This is a genomic window from Pontibacter populi (genome assembly GCF_040278685.1).
Classification (GTDB): Bacteria; Bacteroidota; Bacteroidia; order Cytophagales; family Hymenobacteraceae; genus Pontibacter; species Pontibacter populi.
This window is the reverse complement of record NZ_JBEOKT010000006.1, coordinates 205,060-230,038: the sequence shown is the minus strand read 5'-3', so window position 1 is coordinate 230,038 and position 24,979 is coordinate 205,060. Positions and strand designations below refer to the sequence as shown.

At 45.6% G+C, this 24,979-nt stretch carries 18 protein-coding genes and 1 tRNA gene; 9 read left to right on the top strand and 10 right to left on the bottom strand.

What is annotated here, in order from left to right:
• The first annotated feature begins 41 nt into the window (after positions 1-41).
• Entirely contained in the window at positions 42-836 is a 795-nt protein-coding gene (locus ABS362_RS08990; protein ID WP_350412093.1) for a S1/P1 nuclease, read from the top strand.
• 87 nt (positions 837-923) lie between these two features.
• Here ABS362_RS08990 and hpf read toward each other — a convergent pair whose 3' ends face one another.
• On the bottom strand, positions 924-1,232 hold the full coding sequence (hpf, locus tag ABS362_RS08985; RefSeq protein ID WP_350412092.1) for a ribosome hibernation-promoting factor, HPF/YfiA family: 309 nt from the start codon (positions 1,230-1,232) through the stop codon (positions 924-926).
• A 252-nt stretch (positions 1,233-1,484) separates the two neighbouring features.
• Between hpf and ABS362_RS08980 the strand changes: the two genes are divergently transcribed.
• Positions 1,485-2,204 carry a hypothetical protein gene (locus tag ABS362_RS08980; protein WP_350412091.1) on the top strand — a complete coding sequence of 240 codons (720 nt, stop codon included), beginning with the start codon at positions 1,485-1,487 and terminating at the stop codon, positions 2,202-2,204.
• 1 nt (position 2,205) lies between these two features.
• Here ABS362_RS08980 and ABS362_RS08975 read toward each other — a convergent pair whose 3' ends face one another.
• Positions 2,206-2,634 (bottom strand): OsmC family protein, encoded by a 429-nt coding sequence (locus ABS362_RS08975; protein ID WP_350412090.1) that lies wholly within the window; start codon positions 2,632-2,634, stop codon positions 2,206-2,208.
• A 276-nt stretch (positions 2,635-2,910) separates the two neighbouring features.
• On the opposite strand from ABS362_RS08975, the gene ABS362_RS08970 reads away from it, so the two are divergent.
• Positions 2,911-5,439: a TonB-dependent receptor gene (locus ABS362_RS08970; RefSeq protein WP_350412089.1), complete on the top strand. Its 2,529-nt coding sequence runs from the start codon at positions 2,911-2,913 to the stop codon at positions 5,437-5,439.
• Positions 5,440-5,529: 90 nt separating this feature from the next.
• Here ABS362_RS08970 and ABS362_RS08965 read toward each other — a convergent pair whose 3' ends face one another.
• Positions 5,530-7,212 carry a PAS domain-containing hybrid sensor histidine kinase/response regulator gene (locus ABS362_RS08965; protein ID WP_350412088.1) on the bottom strand — a complete coding sequence of 561 codons (1,683 nt, stop codon included), beginning with the start codon at positions 7,210-7,212 and terminating at the stop codon, positions 5,530-5,532.
• Between the two features lie 44 nt (positions 7,213-7,256).
• Complete coding sequence (locus ABS362_RS08960; protein WP_350412086.1) at positions 7,257-9,698, bottom strand: GNAT family N-acetyltransferase; 2,442 nt, start codon at positions 9,696-9,698, stop codon at positions 7,257-7,259.
• 75 nt (positions 9,699-9,773) lie between these two features.
• Between ABS362_RS08960 and ABS362_RS08955 the strand changes: the two genes are divergently transcribed.
• Complete coding sequence (locus tag ABS362_RS08955; protein ID WP_350412085.1) at positions 9,774-10,166, top strand: DUF7793 family protein; 393 nt, start codon at positions 9,774-9,776, stop codon at positions 10,164-10,166.
• A 152-nt stretch (positions 10,167-10,318) separates the two neighbouring features.
• Here ABS362_RS08955 and ABS362_RS08950 read toward each other — a convergent pair.
• A tRNA-Ile gene (locus tag ABS362_RS08950) sits at positions 10,319-10,392 on the bottom strand.
• Positions 10,393-10,492: 100 nt separating this feature from the next.
• Between ABS362_RS08950 and ABS362_RS08945 the strand changes: the two genes are divergently transcribed.
• Positions 10,493-11,125 carry an HAD family hydrolase gene (locus ABS362_RS08945; protein ID WP_350412084.1) on the top strand — a complete coding sequence of 211 codons (633 nt, stop codon included), beginning with the start codon at positions 10,493-10,495 and terminating at the stop codon, positions 11,123-11,125.
• Positions 11,112-12,404: a site-2 protease family protein gene (locus tag ABS362_RS08940; protein WP_350412083.1), complete on the top strand. Its 1,293-nt coding sequence runs from the start codon at positions 11,112-11,114 to the stop codon at positions 12,402-12,404. The genes ABS362_RS08945 and ABS362_RS08940 overlap by 14 nt, the downstream gene beginning before the upstream one ends.
• A 54-nt stretch (positions 12,405-12,458) precedes the next feature.
• Here ABS362_RS08940 and ABS362_RS08935 read toward each other — a convergent pair whose 3' ends face one another.
• The 5 genes from ABS362_RS08935 to ABS362_RS08915 all read right to left on the bottom strand — a co-directional run bounded on the left by ABS362_RS08935 (position 12,459) and on the right by ABS362_RS08915 (position 21,479).
• On the bottom strand, positions 12,459-15,203 hold the full coding sequence (locus tag ABS362_RS08935) for a S8/S53 family peptidase (protein WP_350412082.1): 2,745 nt from the start codon (positions 15,201-15,203) through the stop codon (positions 12,459-12,461).
• Positions 15,204-15,652: 449 nt separating this feature from the next.
• On the bottom strand, positions 15,653-15,955 hold the full coding sequence (locus tag ABS362_RS08930; RefSeq protein WP_350412081.1) for a rhodanese-like domain-containing protein: 303 nt from the start codon (positions 15,953-15,955) through the stop codon (positions 15,653-15,655).
• Positions 15,952-17,766, bottom strand: coding sequence for a T9SS type A sorting domain-containing protein (locus ABS362_RS08925; protein ID WP_350412080.1), 1,815 nt, complete (start codon positions 17,764-17,766; stop codon positions 15,952-15,954). Before ABS362_RS08925 ends, ABS362_RS08930 begins: the two co-directional genes overlap by 4 nt.
• Positions 17,767-17,904: 138 nt before the next feature.
• The gene (locus ABS362_RS08920; protein WP_350412079.1) at positions 17,905-18,681 is read right to left on the bottom strand and encodes a PASTA domain-containing protein; all 777 of its coding nucleotides are present in this window, start codon (positions 18,679-18,681) and stop codon (positions 17,905-17,907) included.
• Positions 18,682-18,776: 95 nt separating this feature from the next.
• On the bottom strand, positions 18,777-21,479 hold the full coding sequence (locus tag ABS362_RS08915) for a D-alanine--D-alanine ligase family protein (RefSeq protein ID WP_350412078.1): 2,703 nt from the start codon (positions 21,477-21,479) through the stop codon (positions 18,777-18,779).
• A 911-nt stretch (positions 21,480-22,390) separates the two neighbouring features.
• On the opposite strand from ABS362_RS08915, the gene ABS362_RS08910 reads away from it, so the two are divergent.
• The 3 genes from ABS362_RS08910 to ABS362_RS08900 all read left to right on the top strand — a co-directional run bounded on the left by ABS362_RS08910 (position 22,391) and on the right by ABS362_RS08900 (position 24,964).
• A complete protein-coding gene (locus ABS362_RS08910; protein WP_350412077.1) occupies positions 22,391-23,590 on the top strand; it encodes a phosphoglycerate kinase in 1,200 nt (399 codons plus the stop codon).
• Between the two features lie 108 nt (positions 23,591-23,698).
• Positions 23,699-24,601, top strand: coding sequence for a tetratricopeptide repeat protein (locus ABS362_RS08905; RefSeq protein WP_350412076.1), 903 nt, complete (start codon positions 23,699-23,701; stop codon positions 24,599-24,601).
• A 51-nt stretch (positions 24,602-24,652) separates the two neighbouring features.
• Positions 24,653-24,964, top strand: a complete 312-nt coding sequence (locus tag ABS362_RS08900; protein WP_350412075.1) for a DUF1801 domain-containing protein — start codon at positions 24,653-24,655, stop codon at positions 24,962-24,964.
• Positions 24,965-24,979 lie beyond the last annotated feature (15 nt).

Below are 24,979 nucleotides of genomic sequence, written 5' to 3'. Positions count from 1 at the left end.
ACCTTTGCCAGCGAAATTTCTAACCTATAGTTTATACATCAATGGCATTTAACGCGCTGAAAAAATTACTGCTGGCCGGTCTGTTCCTGTCTCTTCCGTTCCAGTCGATGGCCTGGGGTATGCTAGGGCACCGTGTTGTTGGCGAAATTGCAGAACGCAACCTGAGCTGCAAAGCAAAAAAAGAGGTAAAAAAGATACTGGGAAGCGAGTCGATAGCAATGGCAAGCAACTGGGCCGATTTTGTGAAGTCGGAGCCTAGCTACAAGTACCTGGATAACTGGCACTACATTAACTTTAAGTCAGGCATGAGCCAGGACGAGTTTACCACTGCCCTGATGGCTGATACTGCTACCAACATACACACGAAACTGAATATGCTGGTAACGGAGCTAAAGAAAAAGGACCTGCCCCAGGATAAAAAGCAAATGTACCTGCGCCTGATAATTCACTTTGTAGGCGATATCCATCAGCCGATGCATACTGGCCGCCCTGAAGACTTAGGTGGCAACCGTGTAAAACTGTTCTGGTTTGGTGAGCCAACCAACCTGCACCGCCTTTGGGACAGCGACCTGATCGAGTCTCAGGACCTGAGCTACACCGAATACAGCACACACCTTAACCACACCACCAAAGCACAGCGCAAAGAGTGGATGAAGCAGCCGGTAAGCCAGTGGTTGTATGAGTCTTACCTGATCAGCAACAAGATTTACAGCGAAGTGCAGCCGGAGCAAAAACTGAGCTACCGCTATAACTACGATAACGTGGAAACCCTGAACAAACAACTGTTAAAAGGTGGCATTCACCTGGCTGGCCTCCTGAACGAGATCTTCGGGTAACTATAATTAAGACCACAAAAAAGCCTCTCAGCTAACAGTAGCTGAGAGGCTTTTTTATAGTTGCAGTTCTGTAAAACTATAATCCCTTTATTTTTTTCCTAACTGGCGCTTCAGTTTTTCTTCAACGCTGTCCAGCAACTGGTACCAGTTATCGCCTTCATCCTGGGCAAAAACATCGTTGCCCGGCACACCCACACGCATTCTTACGCTTTTAGCATTAGTAGCATGGTTTGCTTCTTCCTTAAAATAAACATCCACTGAATCTATTTTACTGCCATGTCGCTTTAGTTTCGAAATCTTCTCACGGATGTTCTCATGGATCACATCTGATAGTTCTACGCCAACAGCCTGTATATCTAGCTTTATACCTTCAAAATTCTCTGTGTGGTTATTCATGGTTGCTTTTAATTAAGTTTATGTGATAAGGTTCTGATGCAGTTTGTCCGGCATTTTACACCTTTAGGTTATGCATAACTAACGTAAAGCCTATAGTTTAGTTAGTCTCAGAACTATAGATCAAACCTCAATTTATAAGTAAGTTGTTGGTGGTAACTATAGTTGTGTCACAGAAATTTACGAACAACTATAACCCTGTTTTCAGCTTCCTACGTTAAATACAGCAAGTTTAACCTCTAAAAGTTGAAGGCTATGAACACCCTACCCATCAACTGGCTTACCGAAGGCTTACTCGATTTTGAATATAAGAAGTATATGCTGCTGGCTTACCTGCAAGCCGTAAAATCCGAGTTCGGGCAACACCGCCTCTATCCTGTTTTCTCAGATCTGATCATGCATTACCGCAACCTGGTGCAGATAAAAGAGCACAAACAGTTGGTGTACGAGCAGTTTCCGCAGCGCATCAGCCGTGCCGATTTTGAGAAACTGGAACTGGTATACAAGAAAATAGTGGAAGACGACGAAACGATGGCGCAGATCGAAGAGATCATTCAGTATGCTTCTCCCCTGTTCAGCGAAACCCTGGAAGAAGGCAAGGAACTATACGAGTTTGTAGAAAGCCATTTAGAGATAACACCGGTCGGTATTACGCCTATTTATCACAACGAAGGCTACCTGTTCCTGGACGCATTTCCGGGCAAGGAAACGCAGGTGTACTTATACCGCATCACAGTTTTTAAGAACACCTACGAGCAGTACCGGGGCATTAATACCGAGCATGTACAAACCGTACGCCGCGGCCTCAGCCTGACCCACGAGAATCTGAAATCGCAACTTTTAAAGGAGCGGAAAGAGTTGCCCAACCCTGCCACTTTTGCGGTAATTTCCAGTGTGCCAGCACCCCTGGAGCAAAGCTTGCTGCCTATTGCTAAACGCAAGTTAGTGAAGTATGTGGCTAAGCTCAGCGCTTAAACTATAGCAGTTCTAAACTATAGGTTATAGTGGAGGTCTTGTAAAGCACCATCGCTACAGAGCAGTATTTCTCCAGCGAAAGTTCGATCGCTTTTCGTACTTTATCTTCGTTAAGATCGCCGCTTAGTTTAAAGTGCACGTTTATGTTCCGGAACTCGGTGTACTCTTCTACTTTTTCGCGGTCGGCAGTTACTTTTATGTCGAAGGTGGTGGCTTCCTGGCGCTGCTTTTTCAGGATCATGATCACATCTATCGCACTACAACCGCCCAGTCCCATCAATAGCATTTCCATGGGGCGGGCACCCATGTTGTGGCCGCCAATTTCGGGGTTAGCGTCCATGTGCACCGCCACACCCGAATTGCCGGTTGCCGCGAAATGAAAATCCTGGTCTACTCGTGTTAAGTTAACTTCCATTGTTCTTCTTTTCACGAAAATAGAAACTCTGCCCTTCCGCTCAAAATAATACTTGTTCAACTATAGTTTTTCGGTCTTATGCAGCTGCAACTATAGTTCCCGGCATTTACCGACCAAGCCCCCTTCCATCCCGACCAAAAATTTGTCGGGTTCTTAAGCCTCTTTATATGGAAATGAAGTGCATTGGTATAATCTGTTTTAGCAGCTCAGAAAAGCAGTTTTACTTTGCATTGTGAAGTTTGGAATAACTCGCTGTAGATGGATCTCAAGAACCTATCCTATATAAAAACTATGAATAAGCATGTACTCTTTTTACTCCTTGGCCTGAGCACAGTTCCTGTGTTTGCGCAAGGTCAGCAGGCGGCGCCACAAGGTCGTCCGACACAGCAGCAGTCAGCAACTATACCAGGTACAACAGCGCCAAAGGGCAACGCTAAAATTAGCGGTGTGGTGGTTGATGCCGACTCCAAAAACCCGGTAGAATTTGCCACGGTAGCGCTTATAAATGTGAGCACCGGCAAACCGATTGATGGAACTATGGCCGACGAAAAAGGTCGTTTCACGATCAGCAAAGTGGGTGTTGGCAAATACAAGTTGCTGGTGTCGTTTATCGGCTACCAGCAGAAAACCCTGAACGAGTTTACTATAAATTCGGATAACCAGGATATGGACATGGGGAGCATTTCCCTTGCTTCGGATGCAAAAAGGCTGGATGAAGTAGTAATAACCGGTGAAAAACCACTGGTTGAGGAAAAGATAGACCGCACTGTTTACAACGCCGAAAAAGATATTACCAACGCTGGTGGTAACGCCGCCGATGTGCTGCAGAAAGTACCTTCCTTGTCGTTGGACACGGACGGCAATGTGCAGCTGCGCGGTAGCTCTAATGTGCGTGTACTTATCAATAACAAGCCTTCTGCTATTATGGCCGGCAGCATTGCCGATGCCCTGAAGCAGATCCCGGCCGACCAGATCAAATCGGTAGAAGTAATTACTTCGCCATCTGCCAAGTACGATGCCGAAGGAACAGCCGGCATCATCAATATCATCACTAAAAAAGACGGTGGCCTGCAGGGCGTAACCGGTTCTGTGGCTTTAACCGGCGGTACACGTGCCAGCAACGGCAACGCCAGCCTGAACGTACGTCGCGGAAAACTGGGAATTAATGCCAATCTGGGGGCCCATACGTTCTACAACAAAGGCGATATGAGCAACATCACGACATCGCCTAAAAACAGTGAGCCATCTGTAAACCGTATGATCAGGAGCCAGTATGGTAACACCACTATAAACGGTATGTTCCTGAATGGCCAGCTTGGCTTTGATTACGATTTTACACCGAAAAACACCTTATCCGGAAGTATACGTACCAACGGCGGGCGTTTTAAAATGAACAACGACCAGAACCAGCTGGTAACGGAAGGCGGCATCGAAAAGGAATCACAGTCGTTCTCTACAGACATCCGAAACCGCAACGAACGCCTGGGCACAGACTATAACCTGGACTTTGTACATACCTTTGCCAAGCCACAGCAGGAGCTTTCTATTCTGTCGCAGTACTCAGTTACCGACGCTGATACCCGCAACGACCAGGACCGTTTCCGTTCCGGCGAGGCTCCTTTCTACCTGCAGCGCAACAACAACGATGGTGGCAACAACGAGCTAACTTTCCAGGCCGACTACGTGCACCCATTCGAGAATAAGCACATGCTGGAAATTGGTGCCAAATCTATCTTCAGAGAAGTGACGAGTTATGGTCTTTTAAGTGACAATGAAGCAGGCGTTGAGGAAAAAGATAAGCTTTCGTTTGATTATGGCCAGGATGTATATGCCGCTTATCTTACCTACGGCTTCGCTATCCAGAAAAAACTGAACGTAAAACTTGGTACCCGCTTTGAGCAAACCGAGATCACCGGAGATTATGCACGCTCTGAAAACGATGGTCCGCTATTGAATAAAGACTATAGCGACGATTATAACAACCTTATACCAAGTGTAGCTCTGTCTTATACCATTAAAGAAAAACACACCCTGAAGGCAAACTATACACAGCGTATTCAGCGTCCGTCGTTGTTTTACCTGAACCCGTTTGAGCAGGAACAGGCGCCGGGTACAGTTGTAAAAGGTAATCCGTACCTGGATGCAGAACTTACTAACCTGTTCGAGCTGGGTTATAGTACGTACTTTAAAACAGCTTCTATCAGCACCAGCCTGTACATGCGCCAGACAGACAACGCTATCGAAACAGTTCCTGATTTCGACGAAGCAACAAACACGACTATCCTGACATTTGATAACGTAGCCCAGAACAAAACATACGGTATCAGCTTGTTTGGATCTGTAAAACCTGTTAACGCCTGGACGATCGGTGGTAGCTCCAATATCTACTTTGTAAATCTGGAGAGCAAAGAGTACTCAAACAGTGGCTGGATGTACAACATTAATGCAAACTCTTCTTACAACTTCGGCAAAGGTTTCAGCGCACAGTTTAACGGAGGCTTTAACTCTAAAAGAATACAGCTGCAGGGTAATTTCGCATCGTTCTCTTACCATAGTTTAGCTTTCAAGAAAGAGCTGTTTGGTGGTAAAGGTGGCCTGGCCCTTGGCCTAGATAACCCGTTCCGCAAGAGCATGGTAATGGAAATCGATGTGAACGCCTTGGATTATGAACAGCACATCCGCATCAACAACTATAACCGTGGCGCCAAAGTAACCTTCGACTACCGCTTCGGTAAAATGGACCAGCAGCGTCCGCCTAAGCGCAAAAAATCGATCCGTAACGACGATACCAAGCAAGGCGACGGCAACGGAATTCAATAAAAATTACTAACCTGTTTAATGAATAAATAAAGCCTCTCCTGTTTCGGGAGAGGCTTTTTACTTTTATCCACTATAAAATGATAAGGCAATTTAAGTCCATTTTTTAAGCACTCCTATCAGCTCTTTATTAGTAAATGGTTTACATAAGTGTCCGTTCATACCGGCTTGTAAACTTTTAGCGATGTCAGCTTTGTAAGCGTTGGCCGAGAAAGCAATTACCGGGTTAATAAAACTGCTGTTACGTAACCTCCGCGCAACTTCCATGCCGTCCATATCGGGCATTTGTATATCCAGAAACACTAAATCTATAGACCGGGTTTTGGCTAGTTGTAAAGCCTCTTCTCCATTGGTGGCTGTAGTTACGGTTGCTCCCATTTGCTCCAGCACTTCCTGCATCAGCAGTACATTTATAGGGTTGTCATCTACTACCAGTATGTGGGTATCTTCTGACAGTTTAAAAGTATTGTCTGTTTCGGTTGTCTCTGGCGCTGCAGCACCTTCTTCCTGATACGCAAGTTTAACTGTGAACCAGAAGGTAGTGCCTGGCTGTTCAGCAGGCGGATTAAGTATCCCTATTTCGCCATTCATCAGGTTCACCAGCTTTTTACTGATTGCAAGCCCAAGCCCGGAACCGCCATACCTGCGTGTGGTTGACTGGTCAGATTGGGTAAACGATTCGAAAATAAGCTCCTGCTTATCCAATGGTATACCAATACCTGAATCTGTTATCCTAAACTCCAGCACAACTTCTCCTAGCAGTTTGTCTATAGTTTGGGCATTACAATGCACATTTATAGTTCCAGCATCGGTAAACTTAATGGCATTAGTCACTAAATTTACAAGCACCTGATTTATACGTGTAGGATCTCCGGTTACAACCTGCGGCACCTCTTCATCAAAAGTATAGGTTAATGCTACATTCTTTTTAGAGGCGAGGTACCTGTAAGGCTCCAGATGAGAAGCTGTTGTACTCCTTATATCAAATGGTATTGCTTCTATTTCTATCTTATCCTGCTCTATCCGGTGTAGGTCCAGTATATCGTTCAGGAGCCTGGCAAGTGTAGTACCCGAAGTTTTGATGAGGTCTACATAACGTGCCTGTGGGTTGTCCAGGGCTGTTTCCCTCAGCAGTTCCGTAAAGCCGATCATGCCGTTAAGTGGTGTCCTGATCTCGTGGCTCATGCTTGACAGGAAACTGCTTTTTGCTTCATTGGCAGCCTCAGCTTTCTCTTTGGCCTCCTGCAGCTCACGCTCTTTATTTTTGAGATCAGTAATATCTTTGGCAATAATCAGGATACCGTCTATGTCCTGTTTGCTGTTTTTGAGATAAGAGAAAGAACAGGATGTGGGAAGGTCTTTCTGATCCTTAGTACGTACCAGGAATTCAGTATTGAGGCATTTCCCATCATTCTCCAGTTTAAAGAATGCCTCCAGCACCCTAAGGCTCTCGGTTTCGTTGAACAGAACTGAAATATGCTCTCCTACCAGATCTTCCTCTTTATAGCCGGTTGCCTCTACCAGGGCTTCATTTATATTCCGTATAGTATAATCGGTGTTCAGGACAAGCAACATATCTACCACGCCCTGGTAAATGCTTTGCATAAAGTCTCTGGATACAGTCGACCTCTTCAGTTCCTGCCCGAGCATACTTATTCCGGCAATAACAGCGTCCATTTCGTTACCAGTCTCCGACAGTTCGAGCTCGTAATCGAAGTTTCCGTTTGCTACTTCCGCTATAAGCGTAATTATCTCCTCTATTCTCTTCTTCAGCACCTGCACTTTTTTGTACTTACCTAAGTTATTGTCTGCAAAGTTCGTTACTCTCTTTCAATCATAAAAGTGATTTCCATCAATTCCAGGTTAAAGTTATCTTTTGCCTGCAAATAGCCCACTTTTGGGTGTAAAGTAGCACCTATTCTTTTCTTTTCAATGGAGGCAGAAATACCGAAGTTGATCTTTGTACAGCCAAGTTCGTTTGCCCTGTTTATTACCTGAAAAAGTGCCTGCCTGTATACACCGTACTCCATAAGGTACTCATAATCCAAACCGATAAGCATTGGGCTGTAGACATTTGCAGCATTTTTGTGGCAGAAACATACAGCAACCGGTAACTGCGTCGCATTGTATTCTTCTTTCAGGTAAAGAACTATAAACTCCCAGTCAGGGCTATAGTTTAATTCCTGAAAGAGCTTCTCCGGAAACAGGAAATTATTGATAGCCAAATTATTATTCTTTACATTCCTGAATAACATAAAGGCATAATCCAGTTCATCGTTTGTTAACCTGCTCTTTACTTCTACCTTATAAAAATGCTGGTTACGTTTAATTTTCTGTACATAATGTCGCCTGTTCTTCTGCGATAGTAAGCTCACATATTCTGCTTCCGTCTGCCCACTCAAATTATCCACCACACAGGATTCCGGTAAGTCTATCTTTACAAATCCCTGGTCAACCATAAACTCATGCATTTCCGGATCGTTGGCTTCAAAGTCTCGGAGCAGTATATTACTTACTCGCTCCTTTTCCTGTAATTCAGCAAGTTCAGTAAAGACCAGTTTGAGAGCGGCTTTCCAGTCGGCGCTTTTACGGTTCAGGTACAGGTGGTTTCCTTCGGTAAAAAGGCTGCCCAACACTATACCTTTAGATGTAAGATAATAAGGATTTACTACACGCTCTTTTTCGATGATCCTGGATACGGATGCCTGCGAGAACATGTCTTCTTTGTGCAGCGCAACTACTACAAAGGTCATGAGCAGCACATGGCCATTTTTATCTTCCACCACATAATACCTGAAACCCCAGTTATTTTCTGGTTCAGAGTTATGGTTGAAAGACTGCTCCAGTAGCTTTACCCCTTCCCAGTCGAACATGCCATTATTGCCGAGATAGTAATTCCAGTCGGCCTGGTTAATCTGTGTTACCGAACTATAGCTTTTTAATGTAAGTCCGTTATCAGCAGTTGTTTCTTCTACTTTATAGTTTGATTCGGCAGCTAGTGGCATTTTAAAAGCCTTCCGGATCTTTTCGTCGGTCTGGCTGGTGGCTTGCAAGGCTTTGTTGAAGTTAGTGCTCAGCTTGCTAACCATCACTTCCATATCTTCAATGGGGTTATTCAGCGAAATCGTTATCCGGATACCAATATTTTTTGCAGGCACTGCCGGGAAAGTTGCCAGATTTACGTAAACTCCATCCTTGAGCAGCTCCTGTACCAGGTAGTTACCCATGTCCATAGTTCCGGTACCTATAAAAAAGATCGGGCTATTGTTTTCGTGCACTAATGGCAGGTTGGTCTGCTTCAGCAGTTCGTTAAAATAAGTTATCCGCTTCTGCAGCTCTTGCTGGTAACTATAGATCTCATCGCTCAGGTGAATCTTTGCCGATGCAAGCGCAGCTCCCAGAGTAGCCGGCTCTATCTGGACTGAGAAAGTAAGCGGACCGCCAAAATTATTTACTTTGTTATACCATTCTTCGTTCGGGAAAATTGATAGCCCTCCGCATGCCCCAAATGCCTTACCCAGGTTAGCAGTTAATACCATTTTGCGGTACAGACCATCTTCCATCTGGCTCATTACATAACCGGTACCGTGCTTGCCGGCCCAGCTCATGCCATGAGCATCATCAACATACAGGTATAGTTGCTCGTACTTTTCGGCCAGTGCTATCATTTCCTTTATAGGCGCATAGTCGCCGTACATCGAGTACACACCATCGGCCATATACCAGATACGTTCATACTTGTTGCGCTGCTTTTTTATGCGCTCTTCGAGCATCTCCAGGTTATTGTGCCTAATCATTTCTACGGTTACTCCCTGGCTCAGAAGTTTTTTTACCGCCTCCTGAATGCTGGCATGTGCCTGGTGGTCGAGTATTACAAGATCGGTTTGACGGATGAGGCCTGGTATAGTTGTCTGGTGGGCCAGCGTGCAGTTTTTAGAGATTACCACAGGCGCATTATACATCTCCCTGATGAGGCCTTCCAACTCCCGATATAATGGATTAGATACATAGGTGCGCGACATCGGGAATTGTGTACCATAACGTTCAATGGCATCTATAGCGCCACGTTTAAGTGCAGGATGATGCTCCAGCCCCAGGTAACCACAGGTCCCGAAATGTAGCACTTTTTGTCCATTCAAGGTTAGTGATTCGCCTGTCAGCGATTCATCTTCAGCATGCAAATGTATAATTCCTTTCTTTTTAGAAACAGACAGAACAGAGTCTACCGTATCTATAATGTTATTATATCTGATTTTTGCCACTAATTTTAGTATTATTGCTAATTAGAAATCTCTAACAACATTGCAAAGGAAAGTATTTCACTTTATTGAAATAATTTGAAAAAGAATAAAGCATCGGCTGAAACACCTTATGTCAGGATGTTTATAGAAAGTGGCATTTTGCACTTTTACTATAAGAAGATCGACAATCTGGACTTGGGAGTAGCCCAATTGTGTGTAAAAGACAGAATGGAATACACAGATTTTCAGGATTATCCCTGCCTAATAGATGCTATCAGTATAAAACACTTTACCAAAGAAGCCCGGGATTATTTCGCCAACGAAGGCAACGAAGGAATTATAGCCAGCGCCATTCTTACTAGCTCTACTACCATTAAAATGATGGCTAACTTTTACATTATGGTAAATAAACCACAAAACCCTACCCGCATGTTTACGGATAAAACCAGCGCCCTTGAGTGGCTGGAGCAGTTTAATAAACAGAAGTGATCCATTCTGTTTATTGATTCAATTATAAATTCAGCTTACTGTTGATAGTCATTACTAATTAGCGCAGTTATTCCTGTTTAAACTGATGTTGGTACAGGACCAGAAAGCAAAAAAGCACTTCCGAAGAATTTCAGAAGTGCTTTTTTAGTTTGTGGGCCCAGCTGGAATCGAACCAGCCACCTACTGATTATGAGTCAGTTGCTCTAACCGAATGAGCTATAGGCCCGTCCCTGAAAGTCGGCGCTAAAAAGTGCTTTCTTTGATTTGGGAGTGCAATTCTACATATTTGTATCGAGATTTTCAAATGCAACGCAAAAATTTTTTCCGTGGATTTACAAAATATTAAGAACATCATCTTCGACCTGGGCGGAGTTATCATCAATATAGATTATCATAAAAGCATACACGAATTGCTAAAGTACAGTAAGACAGGCAGTGCCATGGAATTTACCCAGAAAGCGCAGTCTGAGTTGTTCGACCTGTACGAAACAGGCAACAGTACCTGCGAGCAGTTCCGCGACAGCCTGCGCCGTGAATATAACCTGGAGGCCACCGACGAAGAGATAGATGCCGCCTGGAACGCTATGCTGCTCGACATACCTAAGGAGCGGATAGACCTGCTGCAGGAACTGGGCAAAAAGTACAGGCTTTTTCTGCTGAGCAATACCAACGCCATCCACCTCAAAAAATTTAACGAGATAGTAGCGCACAGCTTCACCATACCTAACCTGGATTCTTTATTTGAGCAGACCTATTACTCGCACCTGGTGGGCAAACGCAAGCCCGATACCGCCATTTTTGAACAGATACTAGCAGAAAATAACCTGAACAAAGCAGAAACCCTGTTTATAGACGACAGCATACAGCATATTAACAGCGCAAACAACTTAGGTATAAACACCTTGCACCTGCAGCCACCGCTAACTATAAATGCGTTTTTTAAGGATGTTGTTAACTAAGCAGCAGCGGCAGTATGGCCTGCATCTCCTGCTGTTTATAGTTACTTTTATTACAACAACTATAGCCGGGGCCGAGTGGATGACAGGCAAACTGTTTTTCCTGGGCCCCGAAGAATTTACCTGGACCGGAAGCATAACCTGGGCGGAGTTTCTGGCTGGGCTGTACTTTTCTGTTCCGTTCCTGGGCGTGCTTACCGTACATGAGTTCGGGCATTATTTTACGGCCAGGCATTATCGTACACAAGTTTCGCTTCCTTATTATATTCCATTGTGGTTTGGTATTACAGCTGCAATTGGTACCATGGGGGCCTTTATTCGCATCAAAAGTCGCATTTACTCGCGACAGCAGTTTTACGATATTGGCATTGCCGGGCCGTTAGCTGGTTTTATAGTTGCTATTCCGTTGCTTTGGTATGGCTTCACACACTTGCCTGAACCCGAGCATATTTTCACAATCCATCCAAAGTACCAAAAATATGGACTGGACTATGCGGCGCATGTTTACGAGCAAAGCGCAGGTAATTTTTCCCTGGGCAAGAACCTACTGTTCATGTTCTTTGAGCGGTATGTAGCCACAGACCCGGCACTGGTTCCAAATGCTTACGAGATCATCCATTATCCTATTTTATTTGCCGGATACCTGGCATTATTCTTTACAGCGCTTAATCTGTTACCGATTGGCCAGTTGGATGGTGGACACATACTCTATGGGTTGTTAGGTTACAGGCGTTTTAATCAGCTCTCCCCTATCTTCTTCGCACTCTTTGTACTGTATGCCGGTTTGGGTGTGATATCGCCTTACAACGAGCCGCTATGGGGTGATGAACTGATGGTGATATTCGTGCCTTTCACGTACTGGGCTTTCCGGAAGCTGATAGAGGACAGACGTTATAGTATGGGCGCAGCGCTTTTTATGCTGATGTTCCAGTATAGTTTAGCCACTACCCTACCCGACTTTGCAGGCTATATCTGGGTTTGGCCAACGTATGCGCTTTACCTGGTATTTGTACTGCAGCCAGCTGTGCCTAAACTAAAGTTCGCGATCTACGCGGCTATAGTTATAGTTGTAGTGCAGGTGCTTATATCCTCTTTCTTTCCGGAAGCCGATGGCTATAGTGGCTGGCTGGTTTATAGTTTGCTCCTCTCGAGAGTTATGGGGCTTTTTCACCCGTCGTGCCCTAACGAACAACCGCTTACACCTTTCCGTAAGGTGCTTGGCGTTATAGCGATCCTGATCTTCCTGCTTTGTTTCAGCCCCACTCCTTTTGTGATAGAATAAAAAAAAGCAGCCCTTTTCGGAGCTGCTCTTTTCGTTTACGGTCTCTGACCAGCTTTATTTAGTCAGGATCATTTTATTTGTATACACTTTGTTACCAGCCTCGATGCGATAAATATAAGTACCACCTGGCAGGCTACTTCCATCAAAAGTTGTAGTATAGGTACCGGCCTTCACATTTTCAGCTACCAGCGTTCTTACTTTTTTACCAAGCAAGTCATACACATTCACCTGCACAGCGCCATCCTGTGGTACTACATAGCTAATGGTAGTTTTACCTGAGAATGGGTTAGGATAGCTGTAAGAGTTTACATTTTCGAATTGGTTGGCAACAACAGCGTTTGATGCAGTTGACGTAGCCACCGGCTGTGTAGCTGCATTCCACTGTGCATGTGTGCGGGTAATGATCACGGCAAAGTCGGCGCGGGTAACATCCTGTACGGGCTTAAAGTTGGCATGCAGTACAGGCTCCAGGTCGTATGGGCCTTGTGTAGAAGTAAAGTACGCATTGATCAGGTTCAGCTCCAGGGCTACGCTCACATAGCCTTCCAGACCTGCTGGTATAGTTGCGGCATCTTCAATGGCATAGTCTTTTCCGTTATAGTGTACAGTTGGCGTTTTGCCGTTACGCTCCAAAGCAAATACCTGTAAACCTAAGGCCTGCACCAGCGAATAAGCAATTTCTGCTCTGTTTACTTTACCGTTTGGCGAGAATTTACCAGGTGCAACCGGTAACATAATACCGTTAGCTACATGCTCCCTGTCGCGCAGGGCACCACCTTTTGCAACTATAGACTCAGCCAGCAGGTTTCTTTCTCTTACATCAGTCAGGGTAAAGCTACCATCAATTGGCAGGAACTGACGTATGCCTTCCCCCATCATCAGGTAATCCGCCATGTCGATGCGCTTCAGCAACTCATCCGGCTTGTAACCACCCGCCAGACCATCGGCCAGGCGTGCGCTAACGGCCATTTTAATAGATGCTTCTGCCGGGTGACCAGCAATATCACTCAATCCTGTCGTGTTAGCTATGGCCATCATATTTATCGAACCATCAATCGTCTCAGGAAGACCAACACCGTTCAGGCCGGAGATCTCCACTTTCCAGGTTCCTGCCTCCGGCGAAGCTACCGAAACACCACGGTCGTAGCTTGTAGCAAAAAGAACAGGTATACCCGCGCTTGTTCGTACACCGCTCGGAGAGATAAGTGTCAGCCTGATCGGGTTACCTGTCTCGCCTTCTATACCCCTGGCCTTAATTTTAGCTTCCATTCCAGTTACCCCGGATGCCACATTAAACGGATAAACGTTGGTTTCAGCAGTGACAGGATTATAGTTGATAGAGAAGTTTTCGGTTATCGTATTTGCATTTACATTGCTGTTAAATGTACGGGTCAGGTTAAGGGTAGAACCATACGGAGCAGTTGATCTGAAAGCTTTGTCTACAGCGGCATAGGCATTTACATAACCGGCACCTACCTCCCATGCTTCGCGGTTCGGAATGTTGGTGGCTGTCTGCTGCACTATTTCTTTTACCTGCGCTACTGTTAAAGCAGGGTTCGCATCTAGTAACAGCGCTACAATACCAGCCACATGAGGCGCAGCCATCGACGTACCTGTCATGTGTGTATAGTAGGGCACGTGCGCAGGATCCAGGGTAGTCACATCTTTATCAATAGAAAGCGACGAAACCGGGGCAATTACACGCGTAGAAACAATGTCAACGCCAGGAGAAGTAACAGTCGGGCGATCTTCCCAGGTATAGAATTTACCATCTAAGGTAAAAGAACCACCTTTGCCTTTTATACCTCTGGATGAGGAAGGTGTTAAACGACCAGACTTTTCGCCATTGGCAACTGAAATTACCCATGGTGCCTTTTTATACTGGCCTGTCATGGTCCCTGAGCTTGGGCCGGAGTTACCAGCCGAGAATACAACTACAATGTTTCTGTCAACGCAACGTTTGGTAGCCAGCGTGATCGGGTCGGCCGGGTTCACGTCCGTGCCTGTATCGCTGGTGGTACCAAAAGAGTTGGTGATAACCCGGATGTTGTAAGTAGCCTGATTAATGAGCGCGTAATCGAAACCAGAAAGTACATCCAGCAACAACAGTGCAGCACCAGAACCATACCCTACCAGCTCAGCGCCCGGCGCAACACCGGTATACTTGCCGGATGAAGCCTGACCAGTACCGCCAACTATACCGGCTACGTGTGTGCCGTGGCCGCCTGTAGCATCTGTGTTCGGTATGTTCTCGATCGGAGTATAAGGTAGGATGCCTGAAACAGCATTCAGGTTAGTGGCTGCCATTACGTTTTGTTTCAGGTTCTTGCCAAACTGCAGGTCCGGGTGTGTGCCATCCACCCCGCTGTCGTTAACAAGTACGCCAATGCCTTTACCTGTAACCGGCATGCCGCCATTCTTGGTAGTAAAAGCCATTTCGTTACGCACTTTTAAAACTCCGGTAACTGCCGTAGCAGCATCATTCTCATATTTCAAAGACTCATTCAGATATAACGAAAGTACTCTGTTGTTTTTAGATAAGGCATCAACCTGGGAAGCAGTGGCAATAATACCTGCCATTGGCAAGGCACGAAGCGTTAAGCCTTGCAGAATGCCGACCTGGGATAGTGCCGAAACATCAAGCAGATTCGGGGCGCCTTCGCCTTTAAAAGTAACAACAACCTGTACTACATTTCTTTCAGCCAGGGCTGCCTTCAGTTTTGGATCTACATAGGCCTGTGCAAGCAATTGGCCCGTAGCTACCAGCCAAAAGGCCAATAGAGCTAGAATTTTTTTCATTTGATCAAGGTGTAAAAGTTAGACATGTATTCAGTTAAGGTGAAATAGTAAAAGGTGTCAGAACCTGATAATCAGCGAACTGTAAGACCAGGAAAATATAGTTTAATGGCTTTAATACGAAATGCGACACACCTAATAATTATACTTTTCTAACACACAATTAAAATCCTTAAAGGAATTTAATCTAATTTTAATCCAAGTTGAAACATCTATTTTACACGGAGAGTATATCCCAGGTTTTATCTGCAGTTGATGTATTCGGGTAGGTTTAACTATAGGAGATTGTTAAAGGAGGAAACTGACTTCAAAATTCATCAGAAACTTATCGGAGATAGCCTGTAGAAATAGTAATCAGTAGTAAAAAGACAAAATACAGACTGGCAAAATACAAAAACCCGGTATAGTTAGTTTATAACTATACCGGGCTCTGATTAAACTGATCTTTTAGCTTAGCCTTTGTATCCCTGGAAACCGCCTAATAGGTTCCGTACATTGGTAAAGCCCTGCTGCTGCATAAACGCTTTGGCCGAAGCCGAGCGTGCACCTGATTTGCAATGCACAATTACTTCCTGCTCTTTCAGATCTTCTAGGTCTTCCAGGCGCAGTGGTAGCGTTCCGAGTGGTATGTTCTGGGCTCCTGCAATGTTTCCTTCTTGGTGTTCCCAATCTTCGCGTACATCTATAATAACAGGAGTTTCGCCTTTGCTTAAGCGTTCTTTCAGTTCTTCTGCCGTGATATCTGTCGTGATCATAATGTTATTATAAGTTTTTTGGTGATAATCTTTTTACCTGTTTCTATCCGGAAAGTATACATACCCGCCGGCAAATGGCGCAAATCTACACTATTTACAGAAGTATTCCGCTGCTGACGATGCACCTGCCTGCCTGTAATATCGAATACGGTAAGTGCTTTGTAAGGGCCACTTAGCTGCACCATGCCGGTAGTTGGGTTCGGGTATAGTTCTATAGTTGCTGCAACCGGGTCTTCATCCTCAATTCCTAAAGCCAGACCGGTCATCAGTGGTCGCATCATCACGGCTCCCTCCAGAAAAGTATCCGGGTGCCAGTTGCTCTGACTGTTCCATAAGTAGCGGCTGTTCGGTGTGTTAGTGTTCCTGTCGAAACCGAACACGATGAACTGGTTGGCCGGCTGACTCCATCCCAGGTAAAAAATGTCCTTAACTGAAACAGGCTCACTGAACTCAACTTCATAAAATTCATTGTTACCTTCGGTGTATTTCACCTCGAAGTTCTCCTGGTGCAGTACACGCCCGGGCAGGCCATTTGCGTCTTCCCAGATGCGGGCCGATAAAATTCTGCCTTCCGTGCTTGTTCCAACCCTCGGGAAATAGATCCTGAAACCGCGTACCTGATCTGGTTTTGCCAGCTCATAGCGCAGCGCTACCTGGGTCGTGTTTCCTTCGGCAGGATAACCAAAACCGGCTTCCGCGCTGCCATCGTCAAACGCAAAGTAATCGGCAAAAGTAGTTACCCGGAAAGTGGTATCGTTAGCGGCCTGTAATGGGTTTTGCTCCCGTGTGTTCAGCCTGAAACCATGCACTAAACTAAAGCTCTCGGAAGGAAGCGCGATTTTAGCTATGGTTGGTTTACCCGCGATCTTGTACTGACGCACATTGGCAGGAATAAGGCCCTGCTCTACCAGGAAAGTATCGGCTGTAGCTGAATTTGCTCTTTTCAGAAACCCACGCCAGCTAATGGCTCCGGGTACATTTCCCAGGTTATTCACAGTGGCCGAAACTGTGTCTGCCAGCGCTGCAGCCGGGTCTTCGAGGAACTGGTGCACCGGCATAGCGGTATAGTTCTTCAGTAAGGGCGTTACGGGTTTACTGATGGCTATGTCGCGGGTGGTATTCACACCTTTGCGGCGATTTTTATCCAGTTCCACATAATCCAGGTTCCAGATATCCTGCAAGCCACTTCGTCGGCCAATGTTACGGAACCGGAACTGAAAGTCGTTATGGAAATAGCGGGCATCTTTTAACCCAACAAATACCTGGGTAAAACCGGAGGCCTGGCCGGTTGCATTCTGTCGCCAGACTTGCTGCCAGTTCCCGGCGTTATCTTTAAACTCAAGCACAAGGTAAAAAGCATTCTCTACCGTTTTTAAAGGAACAGAACCTAAGCCACCTGCCTGCCAGTAAAAACTCAGGTAAACAGAATCGGAAGGCGAAAGCGCGCCTAACCGAACAGGCTGTGAGGTAAGTGTATCGGATGGTCCAGGACTGGTAGCATTTGCCAGATAAGGTTGCCCGGCTGCATTCAGACCATCGAACGTAGCTACATTTTTAGTTGGTGGCTCAAACGCGAACCTGTTATTTATAAACACGCCACCATTTATCCAGCGCGCCGGATCCGGAGAGGTATTTACGGTTGCAAAATCATCGAAAAAAGGAAGACTGACCGCTGCTATAGTTGCCGCTATTCTATAGTTTGTACCTACCTGGCTGCGCTGCTCTGTTGTTAAAGGCACAAGCACTGCCTGCGCCATAGTTGCCAAACTATAGCTCCAAAGTATAACTGCAAACAGTAAGGTTTTTTTCATAGGGTCAGGGTATCAGGTAAGAAGATAGGAATTTATCGTTTAAAAGCCATCGACTGTACGCATTAATAACGATTTGGTGTACCGTACTGGTATAAAACAGCGACGCCTGCCATTGCTGGCAGGCGTCGCGTATAGTTGTTACTCTATTGTCTCTACAGGCTCCGTTCCTGCAACCCAAAGGTCAACCAGCTCGCCTACACGTATCTTGGCTCCCACTTCAGCAAACGGACGCTGCTTCAGCACGGTACCATCCGGTTCACCGCTGCCTTGCACATACAAGATGTTACCGATCTGCAGTCCCTGTCCTACTAATAATACCGAAGCTTCGTCTACTGGCATACCAATTACTTCCGGTACTTCAAACTCCGTATTACCCAAACCATCGCCCACATGCAGGTCTACTACAGAACCTTTGGCTATACTTTCGCCGGGGGCAACTTCTTTACCATTTACGAACTGCTTCAGTACCGCATTTTTCTGCAGGTCCGGCACAGGCGTAATTTTACCAACTTTCAGGTCATAGCTTTTCAGGATAAGCTCTGCATTTTTTACTGACCCATCTATCAGCTTTGGCATTTTGATCATCGGCGGGTTTTTCATGTTCACCGAAATATAGATCTTACGGCCTTCTTTTACCTGTGCACCCGGCTCCGGATCCTGGGTCAGGATCTCGAACGGTTTATGGTCTGAGTTGTAACTGGAGTCGTTTATAAAGAACCGCAGGTTCTTCTCTTCCAGAAAAGCCTCCGCATCTGGCAACAGCATACCTGTTATCTTAGGTACCGGCACGCTCTCGCCATGGTTGGTGGTAGATGGCAGGTAAAAGTAAAAGAAGCCGATAACCAGCACTCCTACTATAGCTCCCATAATAGCCAGATGTTTTACTACATCGGCAAACGAATTCGCTTTTAACATATAATTTAATTGCTGATGGTTGATGGTTAACCTGTTAATTTCTAACTCCTAACTATAAACCAACTTTCTAACTTATAATTTTTTTAATTTTCTAACTATACCGTCGCTTTCATCTTCGTTCGCTCCACGCCGTAGGTCAGGATGCGGTCGATGAAGTCGTATGGTTTGTAACCGTTAATGGCGGTCTGGTGGAAGATACAAGTGGCCGGTGTCATACCAGGCAACGAGTTTACTTCTATGATGATCGTTTCCACTTCATCGTTCTCCAGCACACGCACAAAGGCATCAATACGGGCATAGCCTTCAATGTTCAGAATCTGGGCCACACGCTTCAGGTCTTCTTTTACCTGGTCTGATATCTTCTGGCGGCGGTCCGGGTCTGCGGCATAACGTGCAGGCGTAATGTTCTGTCCTTCTCCAGCTAAAAACTTCTCTTCCAAAGATAGTACTTCGCCTTCTGCCAGTGCTTCTGATGCTTCAAACACTTCGTAGTTTACGCTGCCATCCGGAGCATGTGTTGTTAGCAAACCGCCGGTAACTTCCAGGAAGTGCTTCGCGCCGTTTCTGGAGATAAGCGTCTCCACTAAAAAGCCTTGCTTGTTCGGGAATTCTTCTTTAAAACCGAGCGATAACGTACGTGCACAATCGGTATCCAGTTCCTCCATTTCCCGGAAGATCAGGGTAGTGAAAGCTTCCAGTTCAGCACGGTTCTTTATCTTTTTCACGGCAGAACTGCAACCATCGTCGGCTGGCTTCGCAATAAACGGATATGGAAACTCCGCTTCTAATTGCTGGAAGAATGCGTCCTTATCTTTCTGCCATTCCTCTTTCCAGGCCATGCGGTGTTTGGCTACCGGAACACCATGCTTGGCAAGTATCTCATTGGTCTCATACTTGTTGATCGTGATCTGAGACGAGCGGATGCCGGAACCGTTGTATGGAATGTACAGTTTCTCCAGTTCAGCCTGCAACGCGCCATCCTCACCGGGACGACCATGCAACGCAATGAACACCGCATCAACCAGATTCTTTAATTGCGTATAGCTGATGCGCTGTGGTTCCTGTAAGGTGCTGCCTGTATACTTGCGGGTTATACTTTCAGCTTCTTCTGCGATCTGGGCCAGCACCGGGTGCGGCTTTCCACCATTCTCAAAGTACAACACCTTCTCTTTAATATCGTCTGCATTATCCTTCAGCATGATATTGATCGGGATCGTGTACAAACGGTGCTCTTCGTTGCTGCCTGTCAGGAAAACCGGAACAGGCTCATACTTCACGGACGATGAAAGTTTTTCATAGATATTACGGCCGCTCTCCACCGAAATATGGCGCTCCGAAGAGTAACCGCCCATGATCACACCCACACGAATCTTGTCATGACGGTGCGCCTGCTCTTCTTTTATACTTTTATCCAGCTCAGCCAGCAGCTTTGTAAACTTCACAGTATCCTTTCCAGATTTCAGTCTTTCAGCTACCGAAGTACGGATAATATAGGTCAGGAACTGCGATGGATTCAAACCAATTTCAGCGGCCTGGTGGAAGAAGAACGACGACGGTAACATACCTGATGTGGTGTTCGGGTCGTTCAGGAAAATCTCGTTGTTATCTGTAATAAAGCCATCCAGACGCGCATACACGTTAAACCCGAAGGCGGTAAATAACCTGCTAGTAGCTTGTCTTATACTTTGAATCTGCTCGGTTGGCAGGTTGATTGGCGTAATTTTGCGGCTCAGGCCTGGCAGGTATTTAGAACGGTAATCGAATACTTCGCTGCCTTTCACGATCTCGGTTGGCGGCAACGCAATCGGCTGTCCCTGCTCATCCTGCACCACAATACAAGAAAACTCCTTACCACGGATAAAGGCCTCTACCAACACTTGCTGCTCATGCTCGATGTTCGTAAGCGTGATGCTATCGGTGGCAGATGAAGTAAAGGTTTTGTTGATGTGATTTAATAGCTCTTCCGGATGGTAAACTATAGTTCCGTCTTCCAGCTGCACAGGCATCCCTATTCCTTCACGGATATCTACCAGCTGCTTGATGCTCATCAGTTGCTTCTCCTCGCCCATCGCCAGCCACTGTGCTTTGTAGATGGTTTTGGTAAAGAAGCTGCGCTCTACACCTAACTCAAAAGCGGAAAAGTCATTCTCCTTGATAATAGAAACCCCGATAGATGAACCCTGATGCGGAGCTTTTAAAACCAACGGCAAGCCAAGGTCAGCAACAAGTTTCTCAAAAATCTGCGGACGGTTCTGCTTCTCAGACCACTGGCTATAGTTGATGATGCGGTAATCCGGTGTCGGGAAGCCGTGTTGTTTCAGCATTTCCTTCTGCGCTACCTTGTCAATACCTATAGCAGACGGAAGTATACCAGAGCCGGAATAAGGAATATGATACCACTCCAGTAAACCCTGAATGCTGCCATCTTCGCCGTAAGGTCCGTGCAGGGCCAGGAAAGCAAAATCGAAATGGTTCTTGAATTCGTTTGGCTGCAGACGCTTGCCAGCTTTGGCTATGATCTTATCCTGCTCTTCAATGCTCAGCTCACCCAACGACTCGAGGTACACCTGCAAGCTATGCTCGCTCTCTGGCAATACATCAACCGGAGGGTAAAAGTCACGGATAGTGCCTTTATAGATGAAATGCCAATCCAACAATATAAAATTGCCCAGGCTGTCCACAAACACCGGAACAGCTTCGAACAATGCTTTATCTAAGTTATCGTAAACCGTACGGCCACCCGCAAAAGAGATCTCGCGCTCACGTGATGGCCCACCGAAAATTATTCCTACTCTCATTCCTGCAAAGGTAATAAATTGGAAGCGTTAATTAATAGGGTTAAAAGGTAAGGGTTTAAAGTTAAAAGTGATAACTCGGAGAAGTGGTTCATTAGTATACTTTCTCTTTTGTCATCCTGAGCGTCAGCCGAGGGATCTTATATGTCCTATAGTCTGAAACTCTACTTTTCGAACCAAGCTATCTTCTCATAGTGCTTTCAATCCTGGTAGCTTTACAAACCTATAGTTTCATCTTCAACTTGGCTCCCTCACGGCCGGGAGGCCCCGTCTTCGGGCATCGCGCTGTGTACATTTCCTTTTCTCGTACCTCGAAATGCCTGCGGCACCGGAAATCTACAAGGCGCTCAACCCAAAGACTGAGATCTTTCTCATAGCAACCCCTATCTAAAGTTTGAACTGAAAAGCTTCGACATTTATCGTGGTCATAGTTCCGTAGGGACAGGTCGCGACCTGTCCGCGCGACAGGCTGCAACTATAAAACTATAGTTTGAAAATTGGTAAGGACAGAAAGTCCCCCTTTGAAGGGGGCGAGGGGGGATGTTAAACTGTACCAGATCTCTCACGCTGTTCGAGATGACAAAGTAAAAAGCAGAAGAGCTCCCCGCCTTAGACTACCGAGAACGAGAGTTCCAAAGTAGCGAGCGTAGCACTGAGAGGTTGGGGTGGTTGGACCACGTCAACTATAAACTATAACCCCAGACGCCCCGGAACAAGTCCGGGATCTTCGACTAGCAGGAGCTGCGCACACTGCCAGGTCAAAGCACCCAAACTTTTCTACCTTTTTAACTTCCCAACTTTCTAACTCCCAATAATAGCCTTTTACTATATTTGTTCATCCTTTTAAATTTCAGCAACAAAAAAAGCTGAAACACGAACAACGAGTAACACAAATAAAACTATAACCTTACTCCATGAGAACGATAGACGAGTATAACTTCGCAGGCAAAAAAGCGCTGGTGCGGGTAGATTTTAACGTACCCCTCGACGCAGAGTACCGCATCACAGACGACACCCGCATCAGAGCGGCCGTACCTACCATTCAGAAAATATTAGCCGATGGCGGCGCTGTTATCCTGATGTCGCATTTGGGAAGACCTAAGGCTGGCCCGGAAGAAAAATACTCATTAAAGCACCTGGTTAACCGTTTATCGCAGGAGTTTAACACCACCGTACTTTTTGCCGAAGACTGTGTTGGCCCACAGGCAGCACAAATGGCCCACGACCTGAAACCGGGCGAAATTTTATTGCTTGAGAACCTGCGTTTCCATAAGGCCGAAGAAAAAGGCGATGCTGATTTTGCGAAAGAACTGGCTACGCTGGGCGATGTGTATGTGAACGATGCCTTCGGAACGGCGCACCGCGAGCACGCTTCTACGGCCGTAATTGCACGTTACTTCCCGAAAGACAAAGTAATGGGTTATGTGATGACCGCCGAACTGGAAAATGCGCGTCGCGTGCTGGGCAATGCCGAGCGCCCTTACACAGCTATTATGGGTGGTGCCAAGATATCTGACAAGATCCTGATTATAGAAAAACTAATGGACCGCGTGGATAATCTGCTGATAGGCGGTGGCATGAGCTATACTTTTGTGAAGGCAGATGGCGGCCAGATTGGTTCCTCGTTGGTTGAAGAAGATAAGATTGACCTGGCGAAACGCCTTATTGCCATGGCCCGCGAAAAAGGTGTGAACCTGATGATACCAGTTGACTCGGTGGTGGCCGACGCCTTCAGTAACGATGCCAACATCGACACCAGCCTGAGCCACCACATTAAACCGCTCTGGATGGGCCTTGACATCGGGCCAACTGCACGCGAACAGTATGCTGACGTGATCCGCAACTCAAAAACTATACTTTGGAACGGCCCGATGGGTGTGTTCGAGATGTCGAACTTCTCGGTAGGTACTGAAGCTGTTGCTGATGCCGTAGTAGATGCTACACGCATGGGTGCCTACTCGCTGATTGGTGGTGGCGACTCTGCTGCAGCCGTTAACAAGTTTGGCTATGCCGACAAGGTATCATATGTATCGACGGGTGGCGGTGCGCTACTGGAATACATGGAAGGCAAAACGCTGCCAGGTGTAGCCGCCATTGAGCGCGACGATTACTAAACTATAGTTACCAATACTTACAAAACGCCCTGTCGCTGAAAAGTGGCAGGGCGTTTTACTTTATATAATTAGAAATCGCTATATTTATAGATCAGGCTATAACTAATTATGAAAGCAACCCGAATCCTCTTCCTAGCAGTACTTCTGTTTTTATCTACAAATACCTTTGCCCAAAGCTTAAGAGAAAAATTCTTAGCACTATGTACCTCAAATGATATAGCCGGGCAAACATCAGTACTGAAAGAGTGGGAAGCTAAATCTCCCGATGATCCGGAGTTATATGTTGCCTACTTCAATCATTATGTACAGAAGAGCATTACAGAAGTTCTGACTATGGATGCAACCTCAAATGATACTGAAAGTCTTCAATTAACCGATTCTTCAGGAACTACGGCCGGTTTTATTAACTCCGAGATACAACTAAATGAAGATGATTTGAAAAAAGGAATCGAGTACATAAACAACGGAATAAACAAGTTTCCTGATAGACTCGACATGCGTTTTGGGAAAATTTATGCACTTGGGCAATTTGGAATGTACGATGATTTCACATCTGAAATTATCAAAACAATTGAGTATTCTAATAACAATAAAAACAGGTGGCGTTGGTCGGAGAATGCGCTAAGAGAAGATGGGAAAGAAATGATGCTGGAATCAATACAGGATTATGTAATGCAGTTATATGAAACTAATGATGATGCACTGCTTGAAAACATGAAACAAATTTCTGAAACAGTGTTAAAATATTATCCAGATCATGTACAGAGCTTGTCAAATATCTCTGTTGTGCACTTACTCAGGAATGAAATTGATGCAGGCCTAGTGTCTCTATTGAAAGCTGAAAAAGTTGCACCAACAGATCACATTATATTAGGTAACATTGCTCAAGCTTATAAGATGAAAGGTGATAAAAAAAATTCTTTGAAATATTATGAGCTAATGTTTAAGCATGGAGACGATGGTGCGAAATCTGATGCAAAGCAACAGATTCAAAAACTTAAAGCTAAATAGAAAGGGAGTCGTTTTAGCAGGTAAAATAAAAAGTTTAATTAAACATCCCCCATGCACCCACAAGTAACTGACTACATCATCAACTCCGGCAACCAGCAGGACATTCTGAAAACTATACGCCAGCTGATACACGATACCGTACCGCAGGTAACCGAAGAATTTAAATGGGGCCGGCCGGTCTTCAGAACTAACAAAGACTTTGCTTATCTTAAATCGGCTAAAGCTTACGTTACGTTGGGCTTCTTCAATTTCCAGAAGTTGAATGACCCGCATAACCGGCTTGAAGGAACAGGCAAAGACATGCGCCACATCGGCTTGAAGGAACAGGCAAAGACATGCGCCACATCAAGCTTAAAACTATAAACGACATTGATCACA

What these genes read in the sequence shown, in the direction of transcription:
- ABS362_RS08990 (WP_350412093.1), top strand. Translation starts at nt 42, where the DNA reads ATGGCATTTAACGCGCTGAAAAAATTACTGCTGGCCGGTCTGTTCCTG.
- hpf (WP_350412092.1), bottom strand. Translation starts at nt 1,232, where the DNA reads ATGAATAACCACACAGAGAATTTTGAAGGTATAAAGCTAGATATACAG.
- ABS362_RS08980 (WP_350412091.1), top strand. Translation starts at nt 1,485, where the DNA reads ATGAACACCCTACCCATCAACTGGCTTACCGAAGGCTTACTCGATTTT.
- ABS362_RS08970 (WP_350412089.1), top strand. Translation starts at nt 2,911, where the DNA reads ATGAATAAGCATGTACTCTTTTTACTCCTTGGCCTGAGCACAGTTCCT.
- ABS362_RS08940 (WP_350412083.1), top strand. Translation starts at nt 11,112, where the DNA reads ATGTTGTTAACTAAGCAGCAGCGGCAGTATGGCCTGCATCTCCTGCTG.
- ABS362_RS08935 (WP_350412082.1), bottom strand. Translation starts at nt 15,203, where the DNA reads ATGAAAAAAATTCTAGCTCTATTGGCCTTTTGGCTGGTAGCTACGGGC.
- ABS362_RS08930 (WP_350412081.1), bottom strand. Translation starts at nt 15,955, where the DNA reads ATGATCACGACAGATATCACGGCAGAAGAACTGAAAGAACGCTTAAGC.
- ABS362_RS08925 (WP_350412080.1), bottom strand. Translation starts at nt 17,766, where the DNA reads ATGAAAAAAACCTTACTGTTTGCAGTTATACTTTGGAGCTATAGTTTG.
- ABS362_RS08920 (WP_350412079.1), bottom strand. Translation starts at nt 18,681, where the DNA reads ATGTTAAAAGCGAATTCGTTTGCCGATGTAGTAAAACATCTGGCTATT.
- ABS362_RS08915 (WP_350412078.1), bottom strand. Translation starts at nt 21,479, where the DNA reads ATGAGAGTAGGAATAATTTTCGGTGGGCCATCACGTGAGCGCGAGATC.
- ABS362_RS08910 (WP_350412077.1), top strand. Translation starts at nt 22,391, where the DNA reads ATGAGAACGATAGACGAGTATAACTTCGCAGGCAAAAAAGCGCTGGTG.
- ABS362_RS08905 (WP_350412076.1), top strand. Translation starts at nt 23,699, where the DNA reads ATGAAAGCAACCCGAATCCTCTTCCTAGCAGTACTTCTGTTTTTATCT.
- ABS362_RS08900 (WP_350412075.1), top strand. Translation starts at nt 24,653, where the DNA reads ATGCACCCACAAGTAACTGACTACATCATCAACTCCGGCAACCAGCAG.